Source organism: Mesorhizobium sp. B2-3-14 (assembly GCF_006442175.1).
Classification (GTDB): Bacteria; Pseudomonadota; Alphaproteobacteria; order Rhizobiales; family Rhizobiaceae; genus Mesorhizobium; species Mesorhizobium australicum.
The window spans coordinates 70528-95806 of record NZ_VFVP01000013.1 but is presented as its reverse complement, the minus strand read 5'-3'; the positions used below and the strand labels follow the sequence as shown (position 1 = coordinate 95806).

Annotated in this window: 21 protein-coding genes, 1 tRNA gene and 1 pseudogene; 10 read left to right on the top strand and 13 right to left on the bottom strand. The window is 62.4% G+C overall.

The annotated features are described in order from the left end of the window. Positions 1–1792: 1792 nt before the first annotated feature. Positions 1793–1882, bottom strand: a tRNA-Ser gene (locus tag FJ950_RS25925). Positions 1883–2145: 263 nt separating this feature from the next. On the opposite strand from FJ950_RS25925, the gene FJ950_RS25920 reads away from it, so the two are divergent. From FJ950_RS25920 to FJ950_RS25890, 7 genes are all read left to right on the top strand, one after another. Further along, positions 2146–3366, top strand: a complete 1221-nt coding sequence (locus FJ950_RS25920) for a septal ring lytic transglycosylase RlpA family protein (RefSeq protein WP_140619638.1) — start codon at positions 2146–2148, stop codon at positions 3364–3366. A gap of 92 nt (positions 3367–3458) precedes the next feature. Next, complete coding sequence (locus tag FJ950_RS25915; protein WP_140619636.1) at positions 3459–4622, top strand: D-alanyl-D-alanine carboxypeptidase family protein; 1164 nt, start codon at positions 3459–3461, stop codon at positions 4620–4622. A gap of 80 nt (positions 4623–4702) precedes the next feature. After that, the gene (gene tmk / locus FJ950_RS25910) at positions 4703–5377 is read left to right on the top strand and encodes a dTMP kinase (RefSeq protein ID WP_140619634.1); all 675 of its coding nucleotides are present in this window, start codon (positions 4703–4705) and stop codon (positions 5375–5377) included. Further along, entirely contained in the window at positions 5374–6429 is a 1056-nt protein-coding gene (locus FJ950_RS25905; protein ID WP_140619632.1) for a DNA polymerase III subunit delta', read from the top strand. Before tmk ends, FJ950_RS25905 begins: the two co-directional genes overlap by 4 nt. 141 nt (positions 6430–6570) lie before the next feature. Then, positions 6571–8124 carry a methionine--tRNA ligase gene (gene metG / locus FJ950_RS25900; protein WP_140619630.1) on the top strand — a complete coding sequence of 518 codons (1554 nt, stop codon included), beginning with the start codon at positions 6571–6573 and terminating at the stop codon, positions 8122–8124. Next, complete coding sequence (locus FJ950_RS25895) at positions 8124–8918, top strand: TatD family hydrolase (RefSeq protein ID WP_140619628.1); 795 nt, start codon at positions 8124–8126, stop codon at positions 8916–8918. Before metG ends, FJ950_RS25895 begins: the two co-directional genes overlap by 1 nt. Further along, positions 8915–9736 carry an MBL fold metallo-hydrolase gene (locus FJ950_RS25890; RefSeq protein ID WP_015317904.1) on the top strand — a complete coding sequence of 274 codons (822 nt, stop codon included), beginning with the start codon at positions 8915–8917 and terminating at the stop codon, positions 9734–9736. Before FJ950_RS25895 ends, FJ950_RS25890 begins: the two co-directional genes overlap by 4 nt. 218 nt (positions 9737–9954) lie before the next feature. Here FJ950_RS25890 and FJ950_RS25885 read toward each other — a convergent pair whose 3' ends face one another. Further along, positions 9955–10614 (bottom strand): DUF1629 domain-containing protein, encoded by a 660-nt coding sequence (locus FJ950_RS25885; RefSeq protein WP_140619626.1) that lies wholly within the window; start codon positions 10612–10614, stop codon positions 9955–9957. Positions 10615–11125: 511 nt separating this feature from the next. Next, positions 11126–11449, bottom strand: coding sequence for a hypothetical protein (locus tag FJ950_RS25880; RefSeq protein WP_140619624.1), 324 nt, complete (start codon positions 11447–11449; stop codon positions 11126–11128). Between the two features lie 297 nt (positions 11450–11746). Between FJ950_RS25880 and FJ950_RS25875 the strand changes: the two are divergent. Then, positions 11747–12660, top strand: a pseudogene (locus FJ950_RS25875) (agmatinase). A gap of 69 nt (positions 12661–12729) precedes the next feature. Here the strand turns inward: FJ950_RS25875 and FJ950_RS25870 are convergent. The 5 genes from FJ950_RS25870 to FJ950_RS25850 all read right to left on the bottom strand — a co-directional run bounded on the left by FJ950_RS25870 (position 12730) and on the right by FJ950_RS25850 (position 16557). After that, a complete protein-coding gene (locus FJ950_RS25870; RefSeq protein ID WP_140619622.1) occupies positions 12730–13614 on the bottom strand; it encodes an aldose 1-epimerase family protein in 885 nt (294 codons plus the stop codon). A 198-nt stretch (positions 13615–13812) separates the two neighbouring features. Then, a complete protein-coding gene (locus FJ950_RS25865; RefSeq protein WP_140619620.1) occupies positions 13813–14529 on the bottom strand; it encodes a Bax inhibitor-1/YccA family protein in 717 nt (238 codons plus the stop codon). A gap of 23 nt (positions 14530–14552) precedes the next feature. Further along, entirely contained in the window at positions 14553–15326 is a 774-nt protein-coding gene (locus FJ950_RS25860; RefSeq protein ID WP_140619618.1) for an anti-sigma factor, read from the bottom strand. Next, a complete protein-coding gene (locus FJ950_RS25855; RefSeq protein WP_246681372.1) occupies positions 15323–15841 on the bottom strand; it encodes a sigma-70 family RNA polymerase sigma factor in 519 nt (172 codons plus the stop codon). Before FJ950_RS25855 ends, FJ950_RS25860 begins: the two co-directional genes overlap by 4 nt. Positions 15842–15945: 104 nt before the next feature. Continuing rightward, positions 15946–16557, bottom strand: a complete 612-nt coding sequence (locus tag FJ950_RS25850; RefSeq protein WP_140619614.1) for a histidine phosphatase family protein — start codon at positions 16555–16557, stop codon at positions 15946–15948. A 130-nt stretch (positions 16558–16687) separates the two neighbouring features. Here FJ950_RS25850 and FJ950_RS25845 point away from each other — a divergent pair, with 130 nt between their 5' ends. Then, positions 16688–17872 carry an amino acid aminotransferase gene (locus tag FJ950_RS25845; protein ID WP_140619612.1) on the top strand — a complete coding sequence of 395 codons (1185 nt, stop codon included), beginning with the start codon at positions 16688–16690 and terminating at the stop codon, positions 17870–17872. An 89-nt stretch (positions 17873–17961) separates the two neighbouring features. Next, positions 17962–18786, top strand: coding sequence for a nucleoside triphosphate pyrophosphohydrolase (gene mazG, locus FJ950_RS25840; RefSeq protein ID WP_015317916.1), 825 nt, complete (start codon positions 17962–17964; stop codon positions 18784–18786). A 62-nt stretch (positions 18787–18848) separates the two neighbouring features. On the opposite strand, the gene hflX is transcribed toward mazG, so the two are convergent. The 5 genes from hflX to FJ950_RS25815 all read right to left on the bottom strand — a co-directional run bounded on the left by hflX (position 18849) and on the right by FJ950_RS25815 (position 25217). Further along, a complete protein-coding gene (gene hflX / locus FJ950_RS25835) occupies positions 18849–20240 on the bottom strand; it encodes a GTPase HflX (RefSeq protein WP_015317917.1) in 1392 nt (463 codons plus the stop codon). Beyond that, positions 20241–20486: an RNA chaperone Hfq gene (gene hfq / locus FJ950_RS25830; protein WP_006202172.1), complete on the bottom strand. Its 246-nt coding sequence runs from the start codon at positions 20484–20486 to the stop codon at positions 20241–20243. Between the two features lie 144 nt (positions 20487–20630). Further along, a complete protein-coding gene (locus tag FJ950_RS25825) occupies positions 20631–21494 on the bottom strand; it encodes a D-amino-acid transaminase (RefSeq protein ID WP_140619610.1) in 864 nt (287 codons plus the stop codon). Between the two features lie 86 nt (positions 21495–21580). Further along, positions 21581–22942 carry a sigma-54 dependent transcriptional regulator gene (locus tag FJ950_RS25820; protein WP_015317919.1) on the bottom strand — a complete coding sequence of 454 codons (1362 nt, stop codon included), beginning with the start codon at positions 22940–22942 and terminating at the stop codon, positions 21581–21583. Then, on the bottom strand, positions 22932–25217 hold the full coding sequence (locus FJ950_RS25815; RefSeq protein WP_181166495.1) for a PAS domain-containing sensor histidine kinase: 2286 nt from the start codon (positions 25215–25217) through the stop codon (positions 22932–22934). The genes FJ950_RS25820 and FJ950_RS25815 overlap by 11 nt, the downstream gene beginning before the upstream one ends. Between the last annotated feature and the right edge of the window lie 62 nt (positions 25218–25279).

Sequence of the window (25279 nt, the reverse complement as noted above, 5' to 3'; positions counted from 1 at the left end):
GGGCTTTGCTTTGTTGGAACCCGAGCCCCCCGACTTTGTTTTGGTAGAGAACAGGAGGCGCATGTGGAGCCGAAGTCATCACGCGAACTGCCAGGTCCAGAACCCCGCAAGGACCGAGGAAGGAACACCCGAAAAGCGGTTGCCAAAACACCTGACAAGACCAATGACTGGGACCGTGATGCCGTGCATGGAGATGGCGACACGATCGACATTCAGCCTGAGCCGGGCGTGGAGTCGAAATAGCCGTCTACGGTTGGGTCGCCCCCGCAACCAACTTCGCCGCCCATCGTTGACCTATGCTGGTTGATCCCAGCACTCCAGAACTTGCCCGCCGGTTCCCAGCTGGCGGGCCTTTTGCTGGGTGGGTTGGAAAATATGTGCCGGTCATGAAGGTTCGGGACTGGTCCGCTTGCCCTGTTGTCGGTTCCCCTTTGAATCGCAGTTGGCCGTGACATCATCACAATGACGGACGACTTACCCCGCCACATGTGAAAGCTTCACAGGGCGTATGAGGGGAATGGCCGGTGAAGGATCAAATTGTCGGATCACTTCGGTACCATCCGAAGCCTAAATGCATCGCGTGGCTCCCAGCGTCAGCAACGCTGGAAACCGAGCGAACCGAGCGAGACGCCAAGACCGCTGGCCTCAGGCGACTGAGGGCTTACTCGGAATGGCTCGTTCGCGACGATCTAGCCTCGATGCGCGATCAGGTAGACTGCTCGGCTCTTCTGTAGAGTGTCAGCCGGCTGTGGCACGGCCCACGCCTTGCGAGAGGGAGCTAGAGCGGGACTCGCTGCTATAGCGCTACCCATTGCCGTTTGCGGGCTGTCTGGGCGCTGGCGATGTCATCGAAGGCGCATTCCATGCTCAGAGCATTAAATCGAAACGGATTCGCTATCAGTCTCCTGTTAGTCACGCTGAGCGGACTGGCTCCGCCCGGCGGGCTTTTTTTGGCTCCTATGACGTCCTGCGGTTTTTTGAACCGGGCGCGCTAGGTGGAATGATGCGGAACAGTGGAATCGTTCGTTCTAGTTGCAACAACTGCAGTAACGGTTGATTCAACCATTGCTGGTATTCCATTTATGGTGGCGGCTCCGACAGTGCGGCGGGGGCTGGGTTGCCGGAGCCGCCTGCGCAGTCCGGTTGGGATTTGACCGCGCTGTCTCAGAATAGGACAGCGCGGTCAATGATTCGTTAATCGTGACAGTTTCGCCGGTCGGGCGTCAGCAGTAATCTGTAGCTTTCGACGATGGCAATGATCGCCTTGGACGCAATGGAACAATTCCGTGTGTCGGAGGCGGCCCGCCGGCTTGCGTTTCTCCAGTTTTATTGCGCTCTCGCCTCAACCCTCTCAAGGCACTGAACGGGAATATTAGGCCATGTCGCCTTGGCGCATTCCGATGCCGTAACGGCCACCACGGGCTCGCCTTGCACACTGGCCGCTTGGGTAGGCGTGGATGCAAGGAGGAATGTTTGCGTCAGGAGGGCTGACAAGGCTGCAACTTGAACAAGCACGGCGGCAAAGGCGATTTTCTTGAGCATGCCGAGAGAACGCGGTGGATAGCTACCGGTTCCCTGTGCCCACCATGCCCAAAATCATCGTGAATGGTAACTACGAGACGCTTTACGGCGCTTGCAGTCACCCCTTATCGGCTCTCAAATCGGCGACCCCAGATGCCCGTGTCGAACTCGACCATGGCACCCGCGGATGATTGGTGAAGATGTTGCGGCACCACCGCAGCCAAGCGGGCAGGGGATAGCGGTGGGGTCCCTATCTGATTCATAGACGTTATGGCGGAGGGAGTGGGATTCGAACCCACGGTGAACTTGCGCCCACGCCGGTTTTCAAGACCGGTGCCTTAAACCGCTCGGCCATCCCTCCAGCGACTGCCGGCCACTGCTCTAGTGTGCCCGGCAAAGGCCTGTCAACCGGCTTGCATGAGCAGGTCGCTCCCTGAGCCTAGGACAGGACAGGCGGCGTCACAATCTTGCCCGGTTCCGGCCACAATCGGTTAATACCGTGATAAACAATTCCTGCGCACAAAGGATCGGGGTTCGAGGCGTCGTTGGCATTGTCGAGTGAGTGCTTTGGCTCCTCTGATGGTCGGATGCGACGTCTTCATGAGATTTAGGGGGCAATCAAGAATGCAGGCTGTGACGCACCCGCGTCTTCGTCGCGTTGCCACGGTTGCGTTGCTTGCAGCGTCGGCTGCATTGCTCGCCGCTTGCGCGTCGCAGCCCGAGCCGAAAGGGATGGTCTACAAGAAGACCCGCTCCAAGGAATATTTCGCCGAGACCGAATATGGGGTGAAGGCCAGTCCGCGCGCTGCCTTCATGCGGCGCGGCGGCGGTCGCGACCAGCTTGGCAAGCCCTATCAGGTGCGCGGCAAGTGGTATTATCCCAAGGAAGACAAGAAGTACGCCATGGTGGGTCTGGCATCATGGTATGGCGACGCCTTCCATGGCCGGCTGACCGCCAATGGCGAAGTCTACGACATGGCGCATCTGACGGCGGCGCATCCGACCATGCCGCTGCCCAGCTATGCCCGCGTCACCAACCTCGAAACCGGCAGTTCGGTCATCGTGCGCGTCAATGACCGCGGCCCCTACCATGAGGGCCGCATCATCGACGTCTCGGAGCGAGCCGCGCAGATGCTGGACTACGACAAGGTCGGTACCGCGAAGGTGAAGGTCGAATATGTCGGCCGCGCGCCGCTCGACGGCAATGACGATCAGTACCTGATGGCCTCTTACCATCCAGGCAACCGCATACCGGACCCATCGGATGGCCTGCCGACCGGCGTCATGGTGGCCATGAACGGGCCTTCGCCGAGCCTTCCGGTCGGCGCGGCCGCCGTGCCGTTTCCAGGTCAGCTGACGGATGCCGCGGCACCGATGCAGGGACGGATGGCCGCGCAGCCGGCCTTCGGCGATCCGGCGCTGCCCGATTTTGGACCGATCGTGCCGGAACGGCCGCAGATCAGCCTGCCGCCGCAATCGCCGTTCGCCATGGCGTCGCTGTCCTATGCGGATGAACGCGTCCATCGCGCGGATGTCTTTGCCGCTCTGGACGACAGCGGCATGTCGCCCGCAGACATCCTGCGGTCGTGGAAAAACACCGGCCGCCAAGCGGCGCCATCCAGTGCCGACTATGTCGCCGCCGGCACGTTCGACGACGCCACCGAAGCCACACGTGTGGCCTCGGCACTAAAGCCCTTCGGCAGAATAGAAATCCAGCGCTCCGATCTCGACGGCAATGACTGGTATGCGGTCAACCTCTATCCGGACGGCCATGGCGGTCTGGACGAGTTGCTGAAGGCGGCGTGGTCTCATGGCGCGCCCGACGCGCTGGTCGTGCGCGACTGATCCAGCGCCGGTTGCGCCCGGCAGTTGATCCCTCACCGAAAAAGCCCGATAGTTTCGGGACGCCGGAGGGGCCGGCCAACGGGTCGATTTTCATGCAGTTTCGCTTGCTACAGCCTTTCGCCGTTTTTTTTCTCCTCAGCCTCCTGCTTACGCTTTCGCCGGCCCAAGCGCAGCTTTTCGAGACCAAGGCCGCGCAAGCCTTCATGATCGATGCCGATACCGGCACGGTGCTGTTTTCGAAAGATGCCGATAAACCCATTCCGCCGGCTTCGATGGCCAAGCTGATGACGATGGAAGTGGTTTTCAACGCCCTCAAATCCGGGCGCCTCAAACTCGACGATACGTTCGTGGTCAGCGAAAACGCCTGGCGCAAAGGTGGCGCGCCGTCGGGAACCTCGACGATGTTCGCCAAGCTCAAATCGGCGATCCGGCTCGAGGACCTGATCCAGGGGGTGACCGTGCAGGCCGCCAATGACGGCTGTATCGTCATCGCCGAAGGCATGGCCGGATCCGAGGACAATTTTGCCGGAGAGATGACCGAACGTGCGCGCCAGATCGGCCTCAAGACGTCGACTTTCGTGAACTCCACTGGCCTGCCGGCCGACGGCCAACAGACAAACGTGCGCGAATTGGCGCAGCTCGCCCTGCACCTATGGCGCGAATACCCCGATTTCTACCGGTATTACGGGTTGAAGGATTTCACCTGGAACAAGATCTCGCAGAGGAACCGCAACCCGTTGCTGGCGATGGACATCGGCGCCGACGGCCTGGCTGTCGGCGCAAGCGAGACATCCGGTTTCGGCATCGTGGCTTCGGTCAGCCACAACGGCACGAGGGTGATCGCGGCGATGAGCGGGCTGGCAAATGACAAGGAGCGCGCAGAAGAGGCACGCAAACTGCTCGATTGGGGCGTTCGCTCGTTCGAGAAGACCGAAATCTTCGCCAAGGACGAGGTGGTCGGAGAGGCCCAGGTTTTTGGCGGCATGAAATCCGGCGTGACGCTCAAGGCAAAAGGTCCGATCGACATCTTCCTGCCGATCACCAACCGCGACAAGCTGACGGCCAGGATCATCTACACCGGCCCGGTCGCGGCACCGGTGGAGGAGGGGCAGCCGGTGGGCGCACTGCGCGTCTGGATCGGCGACACGCTGAGCCAGGAGACACCGTTGTTCGCCGCCGAGTCGATCAGCGTCGGCACGTTGCCGCAACGCGCTCTCGATGCCGTCAAGGAACTGGCGATCGGCTGGCTTCGATAGCGCCGACGGCATGGACGTTTTCCCGAACGCGGACTATCTACAGCCCAACAATCCACTCGAACACGAACAAAGGCCCTCGGTTGGCGCGCGGTTTTTTCATCACCTTCGAAGGCGGCGAAGGCGCAGGCAAGTCGACACAGATCGAGCGGCTGGCCACCAAGATGCGCGCCAAGAAGTATGATGTCGTACGGACACGCGAGCCGGGCGGCTCGCCGGGCGCCGAAGCGGTCAGGCATGTGCTGCTTTCGGGTGCCGCCGAACCGTTCGGGCCCAAGATGGAAGCGCTGCTCTTCGCAGCCGCGCGTTCCGACCACGTCGAGCAGGTCATCCGTCCGGCGGTCGAACGCGGCTCCATCGTGCTTTGTGACCGCTTCCTGGATTCCTCGCGTGTCTATCAAGGCGTTACGGGTGGGATCGATCCGGCATTCATGGCCATGTTGGAACAGGTCGCCGTCAACGGCATGATGCCCGACATGACGCTGATCTTCGATATCGACCCGGCCGAGGGTTTGAAGCGCGCGACATTGCGGCGTGGCAGCGATGCCACAGCCGACCGCTTCGAAAAAGAGACGCTGGCCATCCACCAGGCCCGCCGCGAAGCGTTCCTGGCGATCGCCGCGGCAGAGCCGGAACGCTGCATCGTCGTCGATGCGTCCGCCGATCCGGACACGGTGGAGGATGTCGTCACGGCGACCGTGTTCGCGGCACTGGAGGCAAGGGCGTCCGAGCGCAACAGGCAGGTCGCACCCGTATGATCTTCGAACGCATCGCGCCGGAACAGCATGATACGCTGGACGGTGTGCCGGAACCCTCCGAAACACCGCGTCTGGTCGGACACGGGCAGGCCGTCACCATGCTTGCCGCCGCCTATCGTGCGGGAAAGCTGCCTCATGCGCTTATCTTCGCCGGTCCGGTCGGGATCGGCAAGGCGACGCTCGCCTTCCATCTCGCCCACCACCTTTTGAAGCATCCGGCCTTCGACCAGGCGCCTGGCAACCTAGCAGTTCCAGATCCGGCCTCGCCGCTGTTTCGCCAGATCGCAACCGGCGCGCATCCCGGCGTACTGCATCTGACCCGCCCGTTGAACGACAAGACCAAGAGTTTCAAGACCGTCGTCACCGTCGACGAAATCCGCAAGGTCAGCCGCTTTCTGTCGCTGACTTCGCATGACGGCAGCTACCGGGTGGTGATCGTCGATCCGGCCGACGACATGAATGCCAATGCGGCCAATGCCTTGCTGAAGAATCTCGAGGAACCACCGGCACGGACCCTGTTCATTCTCATCGTCCATGCACCCGGCAGTCTGCTGCCGACGATCCGCTCGCGCTGCCAGGTGGTGCGGCTGACACCGCTCGACGCCAACGAACTGATGGCGGTGCTGGAGACAGCGGAGCCGCCGCCGCCCGACGATCCGGCCGCGAGGCCTGCATTGGTCGAGCGGGCAGGGGGCAGCGCCCGCAACGCGATCCTGTTGACGCAGTATGGCGGGCTGGAGATCGCGCGGACGCTGGATGGACTGGTGGCGACGGGAAAGAGCGATATTGGCGGCGCCTATCGCCTGGCCGAGGCGGTCGCGGGCAAGGACCAGGCGATACAGTTCGACATCTTCAATCGCCGGGCGCTGGACCTTCTGTCGGATGCGGCAAGCCAGGCGGCGCGGGCTGGCGATCTCAAGCGGGCCAAAGCGCTGTCGGACAGTTGGCATGAGGCGCTGGACGCTATATCTGAGACGGACACCTACAATCTCGACAAAAAGCAGCACGCCCTGACCATGATCGACCGCCTGAATTCTGCAATGCGAATGTGACGGGCTTTTTTGGTGCATGCCGTTGCCCCTTAAACCGGGGCCACTTTTGGGCGGCATGCACTGGTCTCGGGATGGCAATCGCCATTCCGATGCGATATCCACCGCCACGGCCTCCATTCAGACATTCATGACGGTTCATTCATGTCACGCGACACATTCTACATCACGACCGCGATTTCCTATCCGAACGGCAAGCCGCATATCGGCCATGCCTACGAGCTGATCGCCACCGATGCTCTTGCCCGCTTCCAGCGGCTCGACGGCAGGCAGGTCTTCTTCCTTACCGGCACCGACGAGCACGGCATCAAGATGCTGCAGACAGCCAAGCGCGAAGGCATTTCTGCGCGCGAACTGGCCGACCGCAATTCAGCCGAGTTCAAGCGCATGGCGACCGCGCTCAACGCCTCCAACGACGATTTCATCCGGACCACCGAGGAGCGCCATTACGCTGCTTCGCAGGCGATCTGGAAGGCGATGGCCGCCAATGGCGACGTCTATAAGGGCGGCTATGCCGGCTGGTACTCGGTGCGCGACGAAGCCTATTACGGCGAGGAGGAGACCGAGGTCCGTCCCGACAATGTCCGCTACGGGCCGCAGGGAACGCCGGTCGAATGGGTCGAGGAAGAGAGCTACTTCTTCCGCCTGTCGGCCTATCAGGACAAGCTCGTCGCGCTTTATGAAGGCCAGCCCGACTTCATAGGTCCGGCCGAGCGCCGCAACGAGGTGATGAGCTTCGTCAAGTCGGGACTGAAGGACCTGTCGATCTCGCGCACCACATTTGACTGGGGCGTGCCGGTACCCGGCGACGAAAAGCATGTCATGTATGTGTGGGTCGACGCGCTGACCAACTACATCACCGGCGTCGGCTATCCCGATGAAAAAGATGAGAAATGGAAGTTCTGGCCAGCCGATGCGCACATCATCGGCAAGGACATCGTGCGCTTCCACGCGGTTTATTGGCCGGCCTTCCTGATGTCGGCCGGCATCCCGCTGCCGAAGCGCGTCTTCGGCCACGGCTTTCTGTTCAACCGCGGCGAGAAGATGTCGAAATCGGTCGGCAACGTCATCGACCCGTTCACCATGATCGAGCATTATGGCCTCGACCAGGTACGCTACTTCTTCCTGCGCGAAGTGCCGTTCGGCCAGGACGGCAGCTACAGCCATGAAGCGATCGTCAACCGCACCAACGCCGATCTGGCCAACGGTCTCGGCAATCTGGCGCAGCGCTCGCTGTCGATGATCGCCAAGAATTGCGGCGGCGTGGTACCGAAGCGCGGCGACCTGGCGGAAGCCGACAAGGTGATCCTGGATCAAGCGATCGACGCTCTCGCCACCGCGCGCAAGGCAATGGCGGAACAGGGCATCCATCTGGCACTGGCGGCGATCTTCGGCGTGGTTACGGAAGCCGACCGGTATTTCGCCGGACAGGAACCCTGGGCGCTCAAGAAAACCAATCCCGAGCGCATGGAAACGGTGCTGTGGACGACGGCCGAAGTGGTCCGGCGCGTGGCGGTTCTATGCCAGCCCTTCATTCCGGGCTCGGCCGGCAAGCTGCTCGACCTGCTGGCGGTGCCGGCGGACAATCGCGAGTTCGTGCATGTCCACGCCGACCATGCGCTTGTTTCCGGGACGGCGCTGCCTGCGCCGGAGGGCGTGTTTCCGCGCTATGTCGAACAGACGGACGCGAACGCCTGATGCTCGTCGACAGCCATTGTCATCTGGACTTTCCGGACTTCGCCGAGGAGCGGGCGGCCATTGTCGCCCGCGCCAAGGCGGCCGGAATCGGCCGCATGGTGACGATCTCCACGCGCGTGAAGCGGTTTCAGCAAGTTCTTGAGATCGCGGAAACTTTCGACGAAGTCTATTGCTCGGTCGGCACTCACCCGCACAATGCCGCCGAGGAGCTCGACGTCACCACCGCCGACCTTGTCCGCCTGTCCACTCACCCAAAGGTGGTGGCGATCGGTGAAGCAGGTCTCGATTATTTCTACGACAAGGCACCGCGCGATGCGCAGGCGCAGGGTTTTCGCGCTCATATCGCCGCCGCCCGCGAGACCGGGCTGCCTCTCGTCATCCATTCACGCGATGCCGACGACGACATGGCCGCCATTCTCGAGGACGAGACAGGGAAGGGCGCCTTCCCGTTCATCCTGCATTGCTTTTCGTCGGGACGGCGGCTCGCGGAGGTCGGCGTGTCGTTTGGCGGCTATGTGTCGTTCTCGGGCATCCTGACCTTCAAGAACTCGATCGAATTGCGCGCCATCGCCGCCGATTTGCCGCGTGACCGGCTGCTGGTCGAGACCGACGCGCCATATCTGGCGCCGGTGCCGTTTCGCGGCAAGCGCAACGAGCCGGCTTACGTCGCGCAAACCGCGAAGGCGCTGGCCGAGACAATCGGCGTCAGCGAGGCTGAGATCGCGGCGGTGACGACCGATAATTTCTTTCGGCTGTTTGGAAAAATGCCTCGCCAGCAGGCGCTCGAGACATGAGCGACCGGCTGCGCCTGACAATTCTCGGCTGCGGGTCATCCCCAGGCACGCCGCGCATCACCGGCGACTGGGGCAATTGCGATCCCACCAATCCCAGGAACCGGCGCATGCGCACGGCGGCGCTTGTCGAGCGCATTGCCGCCAATGGCGGCCGCACCACGGTCGTCATCGACACCGGCCCCGATTTCCGCGAGCAGATGCTGATGGCTTCAGTCAGGCGCATCGACGGGGTGATCTACACGCATCCGCATGCCGACCACATCCACGGCATCGATGACCTGCGCGGCTATGTGCTGGAACAACGGCATCGCATCGGCATCCATGCCGACGAGCCGACCATGCTGCGGCTGCGCGAGGCGTTCGGCTATTGCTTCCAGACGCCGGCAGGCAGTTCCTATCCGCCGATCGTCGACGCCCGCATCATCGATCATACCAGGCCGGTCGTGATCGAAGGAGAGGGGGGTGCCCTCACCTTCGAGCCGCTGCCCCAGATCCATGGCGACATCATTTCGCTGGGTTTCCGCATCGGTGGGCTCGCCTACTGTCCCGATGTCAGCGACTTTCCCAAGACCACCGCAGAACGGCTGCGAGGTCTCGACATGCTGGTCATCGACGCTTTGCAATACAACACGCATCCAAGCCATCTTTCGCTTGGCCAGGCGCTGGACTGGATCGAGGCGCTTTCGCCTGGGAGCGCCGTGCTGACGCACATGCACGTGCCGCTCGATTACACCGCCGTGATGGCCGAGACGCCCGACAATGTCGAACCAGCCTATGATGGCATGGTGATCGAAATCCCATACCAGTCAAACCGCTAGAGGCTGCTGCTCAGTTGGCGTTTCAAGTCGTCGTTTGAACGCTCGACCATGGGTTCGAGGTCGTGAAGTGCCGGTGGCGCGCATTCACGATGATTGCCGGCAGCGGTCAGAACCGCAGCAATTCCCCGGCCGCGCTACGTGCGCAAGTTCCATAATCTATCTTATGCGACTTTTATCATAACGTGAAAAGCATCTCGAATCCATCTCACAGCCCTGCTTCACAGCCCGGGCTTCCGAAGCAGACCGGACCAAAAGCGTCTCAAACTCGCGAATGAAACTAGCGCACGCCGCTCCATGCCGCGGTATTCGATCCTGTCGCGACCGACCGCTTCGTCATTCCAGACCAATTCAAAGGCGATGCCTTTGAATCCGAGCTCGCCGATCTGACGCACGATGGTCTCTTGCAGATAGATATCGGATAGTCGCACGCCATCGGGCCGCTCCGGCAACTTGAATATCTCGGCCCCGCCGATGGCCTCCGGCCGAAGGACGAGATTTTCGATCGTCATGATACCGCCATCGTCAAACCGGACGGTTCTTGAACGTTCTTCGTCCATCGCATCGACCACATTGGTGACGTTGAACAGCGATATGGGTTCGTCAGCACGAAGCGGCAGGAAGTCACCATACGGTTCTAGAATCGGCCGTAGCAACTTCAACGCCGTGCTCCTCAGAATGAGCACGTGCTCGCCGAGCCAAGGAAAATCCGAATATAGCCGGGGTGTTCCGTCTTCTTGCTCGCGCAGGAATTTCATCCGCGGCGGACGCCATCGCTTCTGGCCTGGGTCGCCGAGGCTCGCGAATAGCTGGTAGTCCTCGGCTTGTTGGGGAAGAACCCATTCCTGTCCCTCCACTACACGCGGACTATAGATTTTCACCCGACCTCCTGACCCGGCGCCGCCGACACCGGCACGTCGCTCGAGACATCGCGTCCGGTTTGGCGGACGCCCGTACCAAGCATATCATGCCAGATGACGCGGCGGCGGCGCGCGACGCTTTCCATCTGTTCCTACATCGCGACCGGTCGCATCAGGGCAGCCTCCGCCGGTCGAGCAGGATGCGGTGGATCTGGATTCGCTCCGGCAATTCGATCAGGAACTCCGGGTCGCGGTCGAGATGGTGGACCCTGGCATTGGCCTTCCAATGCCTCTCCTCGTTTACGATGCTCGCGCTGGAAGGTTCCGGGACAAATAACGTCAAGAGACATCGGAGGATCAACCGGTGCGGGACGGCCGGGACCTGACCATTTTGGCAATGGAATCCTGCCGACGAAGCTGGCGATGTCGCGTCTCCAGGTCACTTTGACGTTAGCATATAGCTGCCAGCGCAGCGGTACCTGCAGACTGATTCCGTTGCGCGTAGCGGCAGCGAGGCGCGTCGTAGGCGTTCCTAAAAATTGTCGAGCACCCCGCTGAAAGCAGTTGCTATTGCAATGACGTGGACGAGGCCAAGCGCCAACCAACCGGCGCGGCCGGCTTGAGCAACAAATGCCCCATAGGCAGGAAACTGTGCCACAGCCAACCCTAGGGAAAGGCTGGTAATCGTGTTGTCGGTCAAAAGAGTTGCCAACATGGGGATTGGATAGAGAATGCGGGCTAGCACATAGTCGCCATGCCCAGCTCCGGCCGAAAAGAGTGCCAGCAGGAAGGCAACGGGAGTAGCGCATAGGCCGAAAAGGAGACCTGCCTGCCATGAGAACTTTGGCAATGTCATTCCCTTCCCCATCAACCACATCTATGCGGATGCGTTCAGCCATAAGAACCGCGGCACTCGACAACAAAGATAGATCATGCGGATTTTCCTCGGTCGGTCCATTCGCTTTATCGCAGTTCCAGTAATCTGCAACGTTTACCCACTTTAGCAAGCTCAATGTCCCCGTCTCAGGGCCGCCTCCAGCTTGGAACCGACGGAACTTCTGGACGGCGATTTCGGCAATGGAATTCGACCATCCCAGCAACTACGCTAGCTTCAATCCATCACGCCTCGGCTGGACTCAAAGGCTTATCAAGAATGACCACACGATCTTCCTCTCTCGGCTTGCCCGATCGCCTCGCCGATGACACGGCCCCCCGCGCGGTGATCTTCGGCGCCGGGCACGGCAGCACCTATCCCGGCAAGGACAGCAGCGGTCATGCCTTGGCCGCCGATGCCATCCGCGTTGCGAGCCAGGGTGATGCCGCGCTCGTCGAGCATTGGGATTTCGATCTCGGCGGCCCGCTGTTCGACGGCAAGCCCGTCTGCTGCGTCGACGTCGGCGACATCCTGACCATCATGCATGACAATGCCGGCAACCGCGCCCGGATCGAGGCGAAGACGCGCGAGATCCCTGTCCTTGCCGGCCGTGCCCATCCTGCTCGGCGGAGACGATTCCGTGGTCAGTCCCTTCCTCGCCGGCTTCGCGGATCACGGGCCTGTCTGGATCCTGCAGATCAACGCCCATATCGACTGGCGAGACGAGGTGCATGGCGAACGCCATGGCTACTCCAGCCCGATGCGCCGCGCGAGCGAGATGGCGCATGTCGCCGGCATGGTGCAGGTCGGACTGCGCAGCGTCGGCAGCGCACGCCTCACGGAAATCGAAGCGTCGCGGCGCTATGGCAGCCGTTTCGTCACCGCTCGCGAGGTCCACGCCCTGGGTGTCGAAGCGGCGCTCGGCCATATTCCGGAAGGCGCGCGAGTCGTCGTTACCCTCGACTGCGACAGTCTCGACCCCGGCATCATGCCGGGCGTGGCCGCGCGTACGCCCGGCGGCCTTACCTATACGCAGGTCATCGATCTCATCGCGAGCCTGGGCAAGCGACGCGAGGATTGCCGGATTCGATCTTGTGGAGCTCTATCCGCCAGCCGACATTGACGGCCTGTCGGCGCTCACCGCCGCGCGCCTTCTTATCAATGTTATCGGCGCCCTGGTCAGGCAGGTCTGAGACCCGACCTGAGGTGGAATACGGCCCCGGTCCGCCTTTGCGCCCGCTTCATGGCTTACAGGAAACCTTTTACCGAGGCCCCTGCTCCAGGCTGATCCGGTAACTCAGCGAACGCTTCGCGCCCGGCGCGATCAGCATCAGGCCGGGCTTGTCGGTGAACTCGCCATCGAAATCCAACGGACTGGCAATGCCGTGCCAGGGCTCGATGCACAGGAACGGTGCGCCACCGGGTTTGGACCAGATGCCCACTTCCTGAAATCCCTGCCATGAGACCTCGATCGCCGGACCGTCATCGGCGCCATAGCGAACGCTGTTGCTGGCCGGCCGGTCCAGGATCACAGCGTCGTCGTCAAACAGCCGTTCGGACAGCTCGAGCACAGTGCCTTTGACCGGCGTTGGCTGCGGCGTTGCGATGAGCAGGCCATCCTTCAGCCGGCGGATCGGCGCTGGCTCTGCCTGGGCAAACGTCAGGCGATAGGCGTCCTTGGCCATATCGGGCAGAACCGGCCAGTTGAACGCCGGATGCGCCCCGATCGACGCCGGCATCGGTTCGTCGCCCGGGTTGGTAATCTCGAATTCTATGTCGAGTTGCGCCTCGCCCAGCGTATAGGTCACGGCCAGTCGAAATGCGAACGGGTAGTGCGTTCGGGTTTCCGCGTCGTCGGTGAGCACCAGCGTGCAGGATCGAGGCCCCCTCTCCGCCCACATAAAAGGCTTGTCGCGGGCGAAGCCGTGCTGCGTCATCGGATAGGTCTGGCCGCGATGGTGCAGGTGATCGCCCTTCAGCCGGCCGACGATCGGAAACAGCACCGGCGAATGGCGCCGCCAGGCCGGTCCAGCCTGCCACAGGAACTCAAATCCTCGTGCATCCCGCAGGGAAGCCAACTCTGCGCCGTGGGCGATGATGGTTGCCGATATGCCATCGCCATGAAGCGTCAGACTGTCCTGTTCCATATGTCCTCGCGGTTCGTCCGGCGTGGCCGGCAGGCTAGCAAATGGCCGGGCGTGAACTCAAGGTGGCGGACGGCATTTGCATTTCACGCGATCACGATGAACCTTGATGGTGGGCCAGGCGCCCCTTTCGAAAGAAGATGGCCGGAGGTTTCCCTCCGGCCAGCCAAGACTCAAAGCTGTTGCCTGCTACGGTCCGGACTATTCCCGCTCGCCGGTAAAATTCAGCAGCAGCTGGAAGATGTTGATGAAGTTCAGGTAGAGCGAGAAGGCACCGAAGACGGCGAGCTTCTGGCGCGACTCCGCATCGAAATTCTCCGCGTATTGCTCCTTGATCGTCTGCGTGTCCCAGGCCGTCAGGCCGATGAACACGGCGATGCCGATGACCGAGATGGCGAACTGCAGCGCGGTCGAGCCGAGGAAGATGTTGACGATGCTGGCGATCACCACGCCGATCAGGCCCATGATCAGGAAGGACGAGAACTGCGTCAGGTCGCGCCTTGTCGTGTAGCCATAGAGGCTGGTGGCGCCGAACATGGTGGCGGCGATGAAGAAGGTGCGCGCGATGCTGGTGCCGGTGAAGACGAGGAACACCGAAGCCAGCGACAGGCCCATGACGGCACAGAAGGCCCAAAACATCGCCTGCGCGCTTGCCGCGGACATGGTCTGCATCTTGAACGAGAACAGGACCACGAAGGCGAGCGGCGCCAGCATCACCACCCATTTCAGCGGGCTGGAAAAGATCGGCACATAAAGCGCCGGCGTCGACGACACCAGGAAGGCGACAAGGCCGGTAACCACCAGGCCAAGGCCCATATAATTGTAGACGCGCAGCATGTGCTGGCGCAGGCCCTCGTCATAGACGGCTCCAGTCCGGGCGCCTGTGCCCACGCGGTATCCAAGATTGGGCGTATTCATTCGAGCTCTCCTTTGTGGATTGGTCAGTAAAGCGTTCTGGCGAGCGTTTCGGCGGCGCGGTCGAGATCATGAACCTCGCTCTTGGCGACGAGAGCGTAGGCGACATCGCCGATCTGGAAATAGGCCGAGGAGATGTCGCCCGAGGGCGCCATGGTCGGCTTGACCACATCGAAAGTGCCCGGCCGGATCGCAAACAGCGAAACCAGGCCCATCTCCTTGGTGTCGACCGCAATCTCGACACTCGGGCCGAAGCGCGACGGATAGATCTGCACGTCGCGGACCTTCCAGTCCTTCGGCAGTGCCGGCATGACGACGGCGGTGGCGGCGCGGATCTCGCCGGCATTGTAATTAGGCGCCTCGGTCTGCGAGGGCATGTTTTCGCGCAGCAGCGTGGTCCTGTGTGCCTGTACCGCCTCGTCGACATAGGCGGGCGGCTGCGGTGAAGCGACGACCTTGGTCACCGACATCGGCCCGACGATGCCGTTGGCCAGCCAACCGGCGGCAACGAAAGCGGCGACCGCTGCCGCGCGTTGCAGCACACCGAAGATGTGGCCCCGGCCAAGCCCCCTCTCCAGCCGCCGCGCGGCATCGGCCGTCGCCGGCCGCGCCATGCCTTCGGAGCCGGCCAGCGCCACGCGCAGTTCGTCGCGGGTGCGCAGATCCGACATCACACGCGCGGCCGTGTCCGGACGCGCCGACAGGAAGGCTTCGACCTCGATGCGGCGGCTGACGTCGAGCTGGTCGTCGATATAGGCGTCGAGATCGGCGTCCGTAACCGGGTCGACAAGAGCGGTCATGAGTCACCTCCCACGATCCTGAGATGATTTTTGCCCCGGGCGGGCGCCTCTTCCATCTGCCGCAAGGCTGTGCGCGCCCGGGCGATACGCGACATCAGCGTGCCCAGCGGCACGCCGCTGGCGTTGGCGGCCTGCTGGTAGGAGAGCCCTTCTATAGCGACCAGATGCAGCGCCGAGCGCTGCTCTTCCGGCAGGCTGAAAAAGGCTTCGCGAACCTGCGCCAGGCGCACGGAATGGTCCTGCGGCGCCGGGGTGCTGCCGTCGGCCAGATATCGGGCCTGTTCGAGGCGTGCCGCTTCCGAGTGGCGCGAGCGCACGCGGTCGATGAAGGTGTTGTGGACGATCGACAGCAGCCAGGCGCGCAGGTTTCCGCCCGAGCGGAACGTGCCGCGCCGCTCATAGGCGCGCACCAGCGCGTCGTGGACGAGATCCTCGGCCTCGACGCCGTCGCGCGTCAGCGAACGGGCGTAGCGCCGCAGCGACCCGAGTTGTCCAATGATGTCAAAGCGTGGCATCGACCGTTTCATGCCCTGTTTACGGAGCATGTGGGGATTTTAATCCCGGCCGTGCCGTTTTTTCTTCGCGGGAAAATATATCGGCTGCAGGTATCTCGTCTCGCCTAGGTGCCGTGAGCGCCCTTAGGTCCAAGTGGTTTTGCCGGTTTGGGAACCGTGACACCGCAAGCGCGCAACACCCACCGGCGGCCGTCGCTGCGCAAATCGGTGATGCTCAGTGGCTCGACGTCGATCTTCGAGCTGGCGGCAAGCGGCGCCCCGAGAACATGCAGGATCGCGGCGCGGATGACGCTGGCATGCGTCACGGCGATGGTATGGCCACGTTCGGCGATCAATCGATCCATCAATCCGGCGGTCCGTCGGGCAACGTCGGCCAGCGGCTCACCACCATGCGGGGCTGCATTCGGATCCATGAGCCATGCGGCGATTTCTTCAGGCTGTCGCGCCTGCACCTCTTCAAAGCTCTTGCCTGCCCATCGTCCGTAATTCTGGTCGGCCAGCATCGGATCGACGGACGCGTTCAGCGACAGCGCCTCGGCGGTCTGACAGGCGCGAAGCGCCGGCGCTGTCCACACACGGTCGGCGCGACGCAGCGTCCCGCGCATCGCCTTTGCCAATGTCAGCGATCGTGGCTCCAGCGGTTCATCCGAGGGAAACCGCCCTTTCCGGGTCGCCGCCGTGGCACCGGCGCAGATCATGGTCAGACGGACGAGCATGGCATGCCTTCTCTGAAGTGGTTGAAAAGCAGCACCGGCAGGTGCCGCCTTTCGCGCCGGCGCGATTAAAACCGCTGGTGAAACGTGGCCAATTTGCGTATCACTCCGCCGCGCCAACGGAACCATAATGATGTTCGAAGACCTGCAGCCAGCTGCCGCCGACAAGATTCTTGCGCTGATCGGCCTCTATCGCGCCGATCCACGCCCTGGCAAGGTCGATCTCGGTGTCGGCGTCTACAAGGATCGCGACGGCAAGACGCCGGTTATGCGGGCCGTGCGCGAGGCCGAGAAGCGGCTGCTGCAGAGCCAGGATACCAAGACCTATCTCGGCCTTGCCGGCGATACCGGGTTCAACACTATGATGGCCAAGCTCGCCTTCGGTCAGGGCGCGGACCTGTCGCGCATCCGGGCGGCACAGGCGCCCGGTGGCTCCGGCGCGCTGCGGCTGGTGGCAGAACTGCTCAAGCGGACGCGTTCGGATGCCACGGTCTGGGTCTCCGACCCGACCTGGCCGAACCATATGCCGGTGATGCGTTCCGCCGGCCTGCAGATTCGCGAATATCCCTATTTCGATGCGGCCTCGGGAGCGGTTCGTTTCGACGACATGCTGGCGACGCTGCGGTCGGCCAACAGCGGCGACGTGGTGCTGCTGCATGGCTGCTGCCACAATCCGACCGGCGCCAATCTGGATGCGGCCCAGTGGGAGGCCATCGCCGATCTCGTCGTCGAGCGCGGCCTGCTGCCATTTGTCGACATCGCCTATCAAGGCTTTGGCGACGGCCTGGAGGCCGATGCCCTCGGCTTGCGGCTGCTGGCCGCGAAAGTTCCGGAAATGGTTGTCGCGTCGAGCTGCTCGAAGAATTTCGCGGTGTACCGCGACCGGGTCGGCGCGGCGATGGTCCTGGCCAGGGACGGCGCGCAGGCCGACGTCGCGATGAGCCAGATGCTGTCGGCGGCGCGCGCCATGTATTCGATGCCACCCGACCATGGTGCCGCGGCAGTGCGCATCGTCCTGGAAGACGCCGCGCTGCGTGCCGACTGGGAAGCAGAACTGGAAGAGATGCGTCTTCGTATGCTGAGGCTTAGGGTCGCATTCGCCGAGGCGCTGCGCCGGCAATCCAATTCCGACCGCTTCGACTTCGTTGCCAGCCATCGTGGCATGTTCTCGCGGCTCGGCCTCACGGAAGCGCAGGTCGAAAGGCTGCGCGCCGAGCACGCCGTCTACATGGTCGGCGACAGCCGCATCAACGTCGCCGGCCTGCCCGAGGACGGCATGGATGACCTCGCCAAGGCGATCGTTTCCGTGCTGGACTGACGAGGCGGGTACGGTGCGCCTGTGGACAAGGTCCCCTCGCCGGCTGACAGCGTTGGCCGAGTGGCGGTTCGCGCGATAGCATCCGCACCATGACGCCATCGAAAGACATTTCACGCCTGATCGAGATCATGGCGGCGTTGCGCGCGCCGAAGACCGGCTGCCCGTGGGACATCGAGCAGGACTTCTCCACCATCGCGCCCTACACGATCGAGGAGGCCTACGAGGTGGCGGATGCCATCGCGCGCGGCGATCTCGACGATTTGCGCGACGAACTCGGTGACCTCCTGCTGCAGGTCGTCTACCATGCCCAAATGGCGCAGGAAGCCGGCGAATTCGCCTTCCCTGACGTTGTCCAGGCCATCACCACCAAGATGATCCGCCGCCATCCGCACGTCTTTGGCGACGAGAAGGCCCGCAGCGCCGGCATGGCCAAGGGCATGTGGGAGAAGATCAAGGCGCAGGAGAAGGCCGAGAAGCGACAAGCCCGGCTCGCGCGCGGTCTTGACCCGGAGGACAACGGCAAGGGGTTCCTGGACAGCGTTCCGGTCGCCCTGCCCGCCTTGACGCGAGCGCTGAAGCTTCAGGAAAAAGCCGCCCGCGTCGGCTTCGACTGGAGCGAGGCTGCTCCCATCCTGGACAAGATCGAGGAAGAGATCGGGGAGTTGCGCGAGGCTTTGGCCAGGGGTGAGACGGCCTCGATCAAGGACGAGTTCGGCGACATGTTGTTTGCCGTCGTCAATCTCGGCCGTCACCTGAAGCTCGATTCGGAGGCGGCGCTCAGCGGCACCAACGAGAAATTCCGCTCACGCTTCCACTATGTCGAGCAGGCCCTGGAAAAATCAGGCGGCTCGCTGGAGGAAGCTAGCCTGGAGGAGATGGAAGCGCTCTGGCAGGAAGCAAAGACTGCAAGGTAAGCCTCTATAGCTCCGGCAATTCCGGACGGAAAGCGCGATACTTATCCTGGAATTTCTGCGCGTTAGCCGTTGTTTTTGCGACGCAATCGGCTTTCAATCTCTTCTCGGGCGCTTTGCGTGGCCTTCAGCGAAACGGTGGCGCTTCCATCGTCATTGTCGGTTCGCGAAACGACATCGCCATTGCGATAAAGCCAGTCGACCAGGCCGAATTGTGCCGGCTCGATGGTCACCGTCAGGTCTTGCAGTTCGCCGGCCATCCGCGTTTCGATAACCGCTTTCAGCGCATCGATGCCTTCGCCTGACACCGCCGATACGGCAATCGGCGGCTCCTTGGAACCGTCGGTGCTATCGGCGAGCAGCCGCTGCCTGTTGCCTTCGTCCAGCAGGTCGATCTTGTTCCAGACTTCGATCACGCGCCTGGTGTCGCTGGCGTCGACGCCGAGATCGGCGAGGATGCGCTCGACATCCTCGGCCTGCGCCGCCGTGTCGGGGTCGGAAATGTCGCGCAGATGGATGACGAGATCGGCCTCGACCACCTCTTCCAAGGTCGCCCGGAACGCTGCGATCAGATGCGTCGGCAGGTCCGAAATGAAGCCCACCGTGTCGGAAAGAATGATCGGCGTGCCATGCGGCAGCCGCACGCGGCGCAGTGTCGGATCCAGCGTGGCGAACAGCATGTCCTGCGCCAGCACCCCTGCTCCGGTCAGCTTGTTGAACAGCGTCGACTTGCCAGCGTTGGTGTAGCCGACGATCGCCACCACTGGAAACGGCACCTTCTTGCGCTTGGCGCGGTGCAGGTCGCGGGTGCGGCGCACGGTTTCCAGCTCGTGCTTCAGCTTTATGATCTTTTCCTGCAGCTGCCGCCGATCGGATTCGATCTGCGTTTCACCGGGGCCACCGAGGAAGCCTGCACCGCCACGCTGACGCTCCAGGTGGGTCCAGCTGCGCACCAGGCGGCCCTTCTGGTAGTTGAGATGGGCAAGCTCGACCTGCAGCGTGCCTTCCTTGGTGCGCGCCCGCTCGCCGAAGATCTCCAGGATCAGCCCGGTGCGATCCAGCACCTTGGCGTTGAATTGCTTCTCGAGATTGCGCTGCTGCACCGGCGTCAGCGGATGGTCGACGATGACCACTTCCGCGTGCCCTTCCCTGACGATCCCGGCGAACTCCTCGACCTTGCCGCTGCCCAGCAACGTCGCCGGGCGCGGGTCGTTGACGGTCACGACCGCCGTATGGATCAGATCAAGGTCGATGGCGCGGGCAAGGCCGACTGCTTCGTCGTGGCGCGCCTCGGCCGAGCGCGTCAGCCGCGGACGGTTCGTGTCATCGTCGTTACGCGGTTGGCGGGTAAGCACAGGCACAATGACAACGGCCCGGGTCGGACCCTTGGCTTCCGTCCCGGGATGATGCGCTGGTTTTCCGCGAACCGTGCCGTCCGCGTCCTTCTCACGTGCCAATCAGGCGCCCTGGCTTTCCTCGCCATCGAACATCTGAACCGGCTGGCTCGGCATGATCGTGGAAATGGCGTGCTTGTAGACGAGTTGGGAGTGACCGTCGCGGCGCAGCAGGACGCAGAAATTATCGAAAGAAGTGACCACGCCGGTCAGCTTCACGCCGTTGATAAGAAAGATGGTGAGTGGGTTCTTGCTCTTGCGAACTGAATTCAGGAACAGGTCCTGAAGGTTTTGCGATCGTTCCGCCATTGTTTTTGTCTTTCGCCGATCCCCTTCGGTTTGCAGCCAATGCGCCAAATTAGCGGGCACATGTCAAGCGCGCAAACACCCTCTTGCCGTCAGTAACGACAAGCAGAACGAGATATATTGATGTTCATTCCACCTGTGCGGTTATCAGGCTGGACTTTTTTCCGCAATGTCAAAAAAGGCATGCCGCAACGAAAGTGTTATTGAGCCGGGGTGGCCATTGGCTATGGGATCGCCGTCAATGGCCACGATCGGCATGGCAATAGTCGTCGCGGAACTGATGAATGCTTCGCGGGCCGCTTTGGCCTCGGCGACGGAAAATTCCCGTTCCTCGATCTTCAGGCCGAGCCTTGCCGCGACTTCGAACATGGTGGTGCGCGTGATGCCGCGCAGAATGCCATGTTCGGCCGGCCGGGTGACCAGAACGCCATCCTTGGTAACGATCCAGGCATTCGACGACCCGCCTTCCTTGACGTTGCCGTCGGCATCCACGAACCACGCCTCCTGCGCGCCCGCTTCCTTGGCCTTCTGCTTGGCCAATACATTGGGCAGCAGCCCGACGGTCTTGATGTCGACGCGGTCCCACCGGTTCTCCGGCACGGTGATGACGGCGATACCGGTCTCGGCTCGCTTGGCTCCCGCGGCAGGGTCGGCCTTCCTGGCTGTCACCACCAGCGCGGGCTTGACGTTCGCCGATGGGAAGACAAATTCCCGGCTGGCGACACCGCGCGTCACCTGAACATAGACCAGGCCGTTGACGACATGATTGCGGTTGACCACTTCGCGCAGGATCAGCGGCAACACATTGCGTGTCACCGGCCAGGCGATCGACAGTTCGGTCAGCGAGCGGTTCAGCCGGGCAAGGTGGCGCGGCATGTCGACGATGAAGCCGCGCGCCACCTCGCAGACCTCGTAGACGCCGTCGGCGAACTGGTAGCCGCGATCCTCGATATGCACGGCGGCATCGGCATGAGTGATGTAGCGCCCGTTCACATAGGCAATGCGCGGCATGGTCACCTCGGGAGATTTGGTTCGGCCTGTTTAAGCGATTCCGCCGTGCAGGTAACGGACAATCGCGTGGGCCACCGAGGATTGGGTCAGACGCCCAGCGACTTCAGCTTGCGGTGCAAGGCGGAACGCTCCATGCCGATGAACTCGGCTGTCTTCGAAATGTTGCCGCCGAACCGGTTGATCTGGGCGATCAGATAGTCCTTTTCGAACTGTTCGCGTGCCTCGCGCAGCGGCAGCGCCATTATATGCTGGTCCGACTGGTTCGGCGTGCGCGGCATGACGTCCCCGATTTCGGACGGCAGCAGATCCGCGGTGATCGGCGCGTCCACGTCCTCGCCGCGCGCCAGGATCATCAGTCGCTCGACGTTGTTGCGCAACTGGCGCACGTTGCCGGGCCAGTTGTGCGCCTGCAGCACGGCCAGCGCGTCGTCGCCGATACGGCGTGGCTTGATGCCAGCCTGGCGGGCGATCTGCTTCATGAAGTTGTCGACGAGATAGGGAATGTCCTCGCGCCGCTCGGCCAGTCCCGGCACCATGACCGGAACCACGGCGAGCCGGTGGTAGAGATCCTCGCGGAAACGCCCATCGGCGATCATCGCCTCAAGGTTCTGGGAGGTCGAGGAAATGATGCGGACGTCGACCTTGACCCGCTTAGTACCGCCCACCCGCTCGAATTGCTGTTCGACCAGGACGCGCAAAATCTTGTTCTGCGTCTCGCGCGGCATGTCGGCCACTTCGTCGATGTAGAGAATGCCGCGATGGGCCTCCTCCAGCGCCCCCACCTTGCGTTCGACCCCGTTCGATTCGGTGCCGAACAGTTCGATCTCCATGCGTTCAGGCGTGATATTGGCGGCGCTCAGTGTCACGAACGGCCCGCCCTTGCGCGTCGACAGCGTATGAATGGCGCGGGCGGCCAGTTCCTTGCCCGATCCGGAAGGGCCAACGATCATCACCCGGCTGTTGGTCGGCGCGACACGCTCGATGGTCTGGCGCAACTGGCTCATCGCCGAGGACATGCCGATCAAATCGAAAGTCTCGCCGCTGCGCAGCTTGAGGTCGGAAACTTCGCGGCGCAGTTTCGAGGTCTCGAGTGCGCGTTCGGCAATGAGGATCAGCCTGTCGGCCTTGAACGGTTTTTCGATGAAATCATAGGCGCCGCGACGGATGGCGGAAACCGCCGTTTCGATGTTGCCGTGGCCTGAAATCATCACCACGGGCAGGTTCGGGTGCATGGTCTTGATCTCGTCGAGCAACGCCAAGCCGTCCAGACGCGAGCCCTGCAGCCAGATATCCAGGAAGATCAGCCTCGGCGCTCGGTCGGCGATAGCCGCCAGTGCGCTGTCGGCATCGAATGCCGTACGGGTTTCGTGACCCTCGTCACTCAGGATGCCCGCGACGAGTTCGCGGATGTCTTCCTCGTCATCGACGATGAGAATATCAGACGCCATTATCGACCTTTTCAGTTTCTCTTTCGTGGTCCGCCTTGGTTTCGCCGCGCGGCAGCGCGCTGGTCGCAGGTGGCAGGATGATGCTGATCATCGCGCCGCGCCCGCCGTGGAAATCCGCAGGCGCGTCATGGAGTTCCAGCCTGCCGCCATGGTCCTCCACGATCTTCTTGACGATAGCGAGACCAAGCCCGGTGCCCTTTTCACGCGTGGTCATATAGGGCTCCAGCAACCGTTGGCGATTCTCGCGCGGCAGGCCTTTGCCATTGTCGATGACATCGATGCGAATCGCGCCATTCTGACGGCCGGCTTGAATCCGGATTATGCCGTGCGAACCGTCCTTATGTTCCAGTCCGTCGATCGCCTCGGCGGCATTCTTGATCACATTGCCGAAAGCCTGGGCCATCAGCCGGCTGTCGAACGTGCCCTTGAGCGGCTCGTTCCCGAATATCCGCTCGAAGGTGATGTCGGCGCGGCTGACTTCGACCAGGAAGGAAGCCTCGCGCAGCGATTCGCGCAGGTCGATGGCCTTCATCTCGGGCTTTGGCATGCGCGCGAAAGCCGAGAACTCGTCGACCATGCGGCCGATATCCTCCACCTGCCGGATAATGGTGTCGGTGCACTGGTCGAAAACCTCGCGGTCTTCGGTGATGACCTTGCCGTAGCGGCGCTTGATGCGTTCGGCGGAAAGCTGGATCGGCGTCAGCGGATTCTTGATCTCGTGGGCGATGCGCCGCGCCACGTCGGCCCAAGCGGATGAGCGCTGGGCCTGAACCAGATCGGTGATGTCGTCGACGGTCACGACATAGGATTTTTCCTCCGAGCCGTCGTCGCCTGCCTCGATGGTGACCTGCACATTGAAGGTCCGCTCGGCGCCGGCGCGATAGAAGGTCACCTGTTCGCGGTAGACCGGCTTGCCGGATTTACGACCGATCTCGAAGACGCGGCCGACATGCGGCAGGATCGCGGAAAGATTCTGCCCAAGTGCCGCGCTGGCGGAAACGGCCAGCATCGATTCGGCAGAACGATTGACGATGGTGATGATGCCGTAAGGGTCGACGCCGATGACGCCGGCGGTGACGCCGGCAAGCACGGCTTCGGAAAAACGCCGCCTCTCATCGATCAGGTCCTTCGCCGACAGGATCTCGTTGCGTTGTGATTTGAGCTCCAGCAGCATCTTGTTGAACGTGTCGCCGAGCGAGGCGACATCGCCATCGGATGGCCGCACCGGCACCGCGACGTCGAGATTGCCGGTCGCGACTTCGTCGGCAGCGCCGATCAGCTGACGGATCGGCCGCACGAGCCGGTCGGCAACAGCTATGCCGGTCCAGATTGCCGATAGGATGATGATCAGGGTCAGCGACAGATAGGGCAGCGCAAACGCCACTTGCGAGGTACGCCTGTTATCCTCGAGATTGCGATACTCGTCGGTGTTGGACCTGACGATCTGCCGCGCCTTGATCACCTCGGGGTCGACCAGACGGATGGTGTAGAGATAGAGGCCATCGATCTCGCGCAGCTTGACGATGGCGCCCATAATGTTGCGCGTGCGCGGCTCGATCAGCACCGGCTTGCCGTCGGTGGCGGTGGCCACCGCTCCTTCCGGCGGTTCCGGCATGGCGAAATCGGCATCGGTCTTGGCGCTCATGACGAAGGAGCCATCGGGCTTGATCAGCGCGGCATGCGCCAGCGAGCGGCCCACGGCTTCCTTGTTCATAAGATCGAGAAAGCCGGTGCGATCGAGGCCGTAGAGCGTTCGCGACGCATCGAGATCGTAGGCCATCGACAACGTCGTACCCTGCAGGTTGCGCGCGTTCTCCTGCACATAGGCGTCGGCGATCGACAGGGACGAATTGACGATCGTCTTGGTGCGAATTTCGAACCAGCGATCAAGGCCGATATCGAGCGTGATCGAGGCGATGATCGCCACCATGATGGCGGGAATGGCGGCGACGAGAGCGAACATGGCAACGATGCGCACATGCAGCCGAGAAGCCGCTTTGCCATGCCGGCGCGCCATGACGATGCGATGCACCTCGCGTCCAACCAGCGCGATGAGGAAGAGCACGAAGGCGGCATTGAGAGCAATCAGCGCCCAGGTCGTTTTGGCGTCAGGCGCAATCGGTGTCGCACCGACCAGGATGGCGAACGAAATAGCCGCCATGACCAAGGCACCGACGACCGCCACCACGCCGGGCAGTGCCAGCAGCCGGCGCCCGTCGCGCGCGCCAGGTTCGCTGAAGAGCGGTTTGTTGAGTACAGGTGTCTGCGGAGCCATGTCGCCGTCTAGAGCCAGTGATTGCGTCCGATCTATGCAACGCATTGTGGCGATTATGCAAC

Excerpts from the sequence above, each read along its gene's own strand:
- FJ950_RS25920 (WP_140619638.1), top strand. The coding sequence starts at position 2,146 with ATGCAGGCTGTGACGCACCCGCGTCTTCGTCGCGTTGCCACGGTTGCG.
- FJ950_RS25915 (WP_140619636.1), top strand. The coding sequence starts at position 3,459 with ATGCAGTTTCGCTTGCTACAGCCTTTCGCCGTTTTTTTTCTCCTCAGC.
- FJ950_RS25905 (WP_140619632.1), top strand. The coding sequence starts at position 5,374 with ATGATCTTCGAACGCATCGCGCCGGAACAGCATGATACGCTGGACGGT.
- metG (WP_140619630.1), top strand. The coding sequence starts at position 6,571 with ATGTCACGCGACACATTCTACATCACGACCGCGATTTCCTATCCGAAC.
- FJ950_RS25895 (WP_140619628.1), top strand. The coding sequence starts at position 8,124 with ATGCTCGTCGACAGCCATTGTCATCTGGACTTTCCGGACTTCGCCGAG.
- FJ950_RS25890 (WP_015317904.1), top strand. The coding sequence starts at position 8,915 with ATGAGCGACCGGCTGCGCCTGACAATTCTCGGCTGCGGGTCATCCCCA.
- FJ950_RS25880 (WP_140619624.1), bottom strand. The coding sequence starts at position 11,449 with ATGACATTGCCAAAGTTCTCATGGCAGGCAGGTCTCCTTTTCGGCCTA.
- FJ950_RS25870 (WP_140619622.1), bottom strand. The coding sequence starts at position 13,614 with ATGGAACAGGACAGTCTGACGCTTCATGGCGATGGCATATCGGCAACC.
- FJ950_RS25865 (WP_140619620.1), bottom strand. The coding sequence starts at position 14,529 with ATGAATACGCCCAATCTTGGATACCGCGTGGGCACAGGCGCCCGGACT.
- FJ950_RS25860 (WP_140619618.1), bottom strand. The coding sequence starts at position 15,326 with ATGACCGCTCTTGTCGACCCGGTTACGGACGCCGATCTCGACGCCTAT.
- FJ950_RS25855 (WP_246681372.1), bottom strand. The coding sequence starts at position 15,841 with ATGCCACGCTTTGACATCATTGGACAACTCGGGTCGCTGCGGCGCTAC.
- FJ950_RS25850 (WP_140619614.1), bottom strand. The coding sequence starts at position 16,557 with ATGCTCGTCCGTCTGACCATGATCTGCGCCGGTGCCACGGCGGCGACC.
- FJ950_RS25845 (WP_140619612.1), top strand. The coding sequence starts at position 16,688 with ATGTTCGAAGACCTGCAGCCAGCTGCCGCCGACAAGATTCTTGCGCTG.
- mazG (WP_015317916.1), top strand. The coding sequence starts at position 17,962 with ATGACGCCATCGAAAGACATTTCACGCCTGATCGAGATCATGGCGGCG.
- hfq (WP_006202172.1), bottom strand. The coding sequence starts at position 20,486 with ATGGCGGAACGATCGCAAAACCTTCAGGACCTGTTCCTGAATTCAGTT.
- FJ950_RS25825 (WP_140619610.1), bottom strand. The coding sequence starts at position 21,494 with ATGCCGCGCATTGCCTATGTGAACGGGCGCTACATCACTCATGCCGAT.
- FJ950_RS25820 (WP_015317919.1), bottom strand. The coding sequence starts at position 22,942 with ATGGCGTCTGATATTCTCATCGTCGATGACGAGGAAGACATCCGCGAA.
- FJ950_RS25815 (WP_181166495.1), bottom strand. The coding sequence starts at position 25,217 with ATGGCTCCGCAGACACCTGTACTCAACAAACCGCTCTTCAGCGAACCT.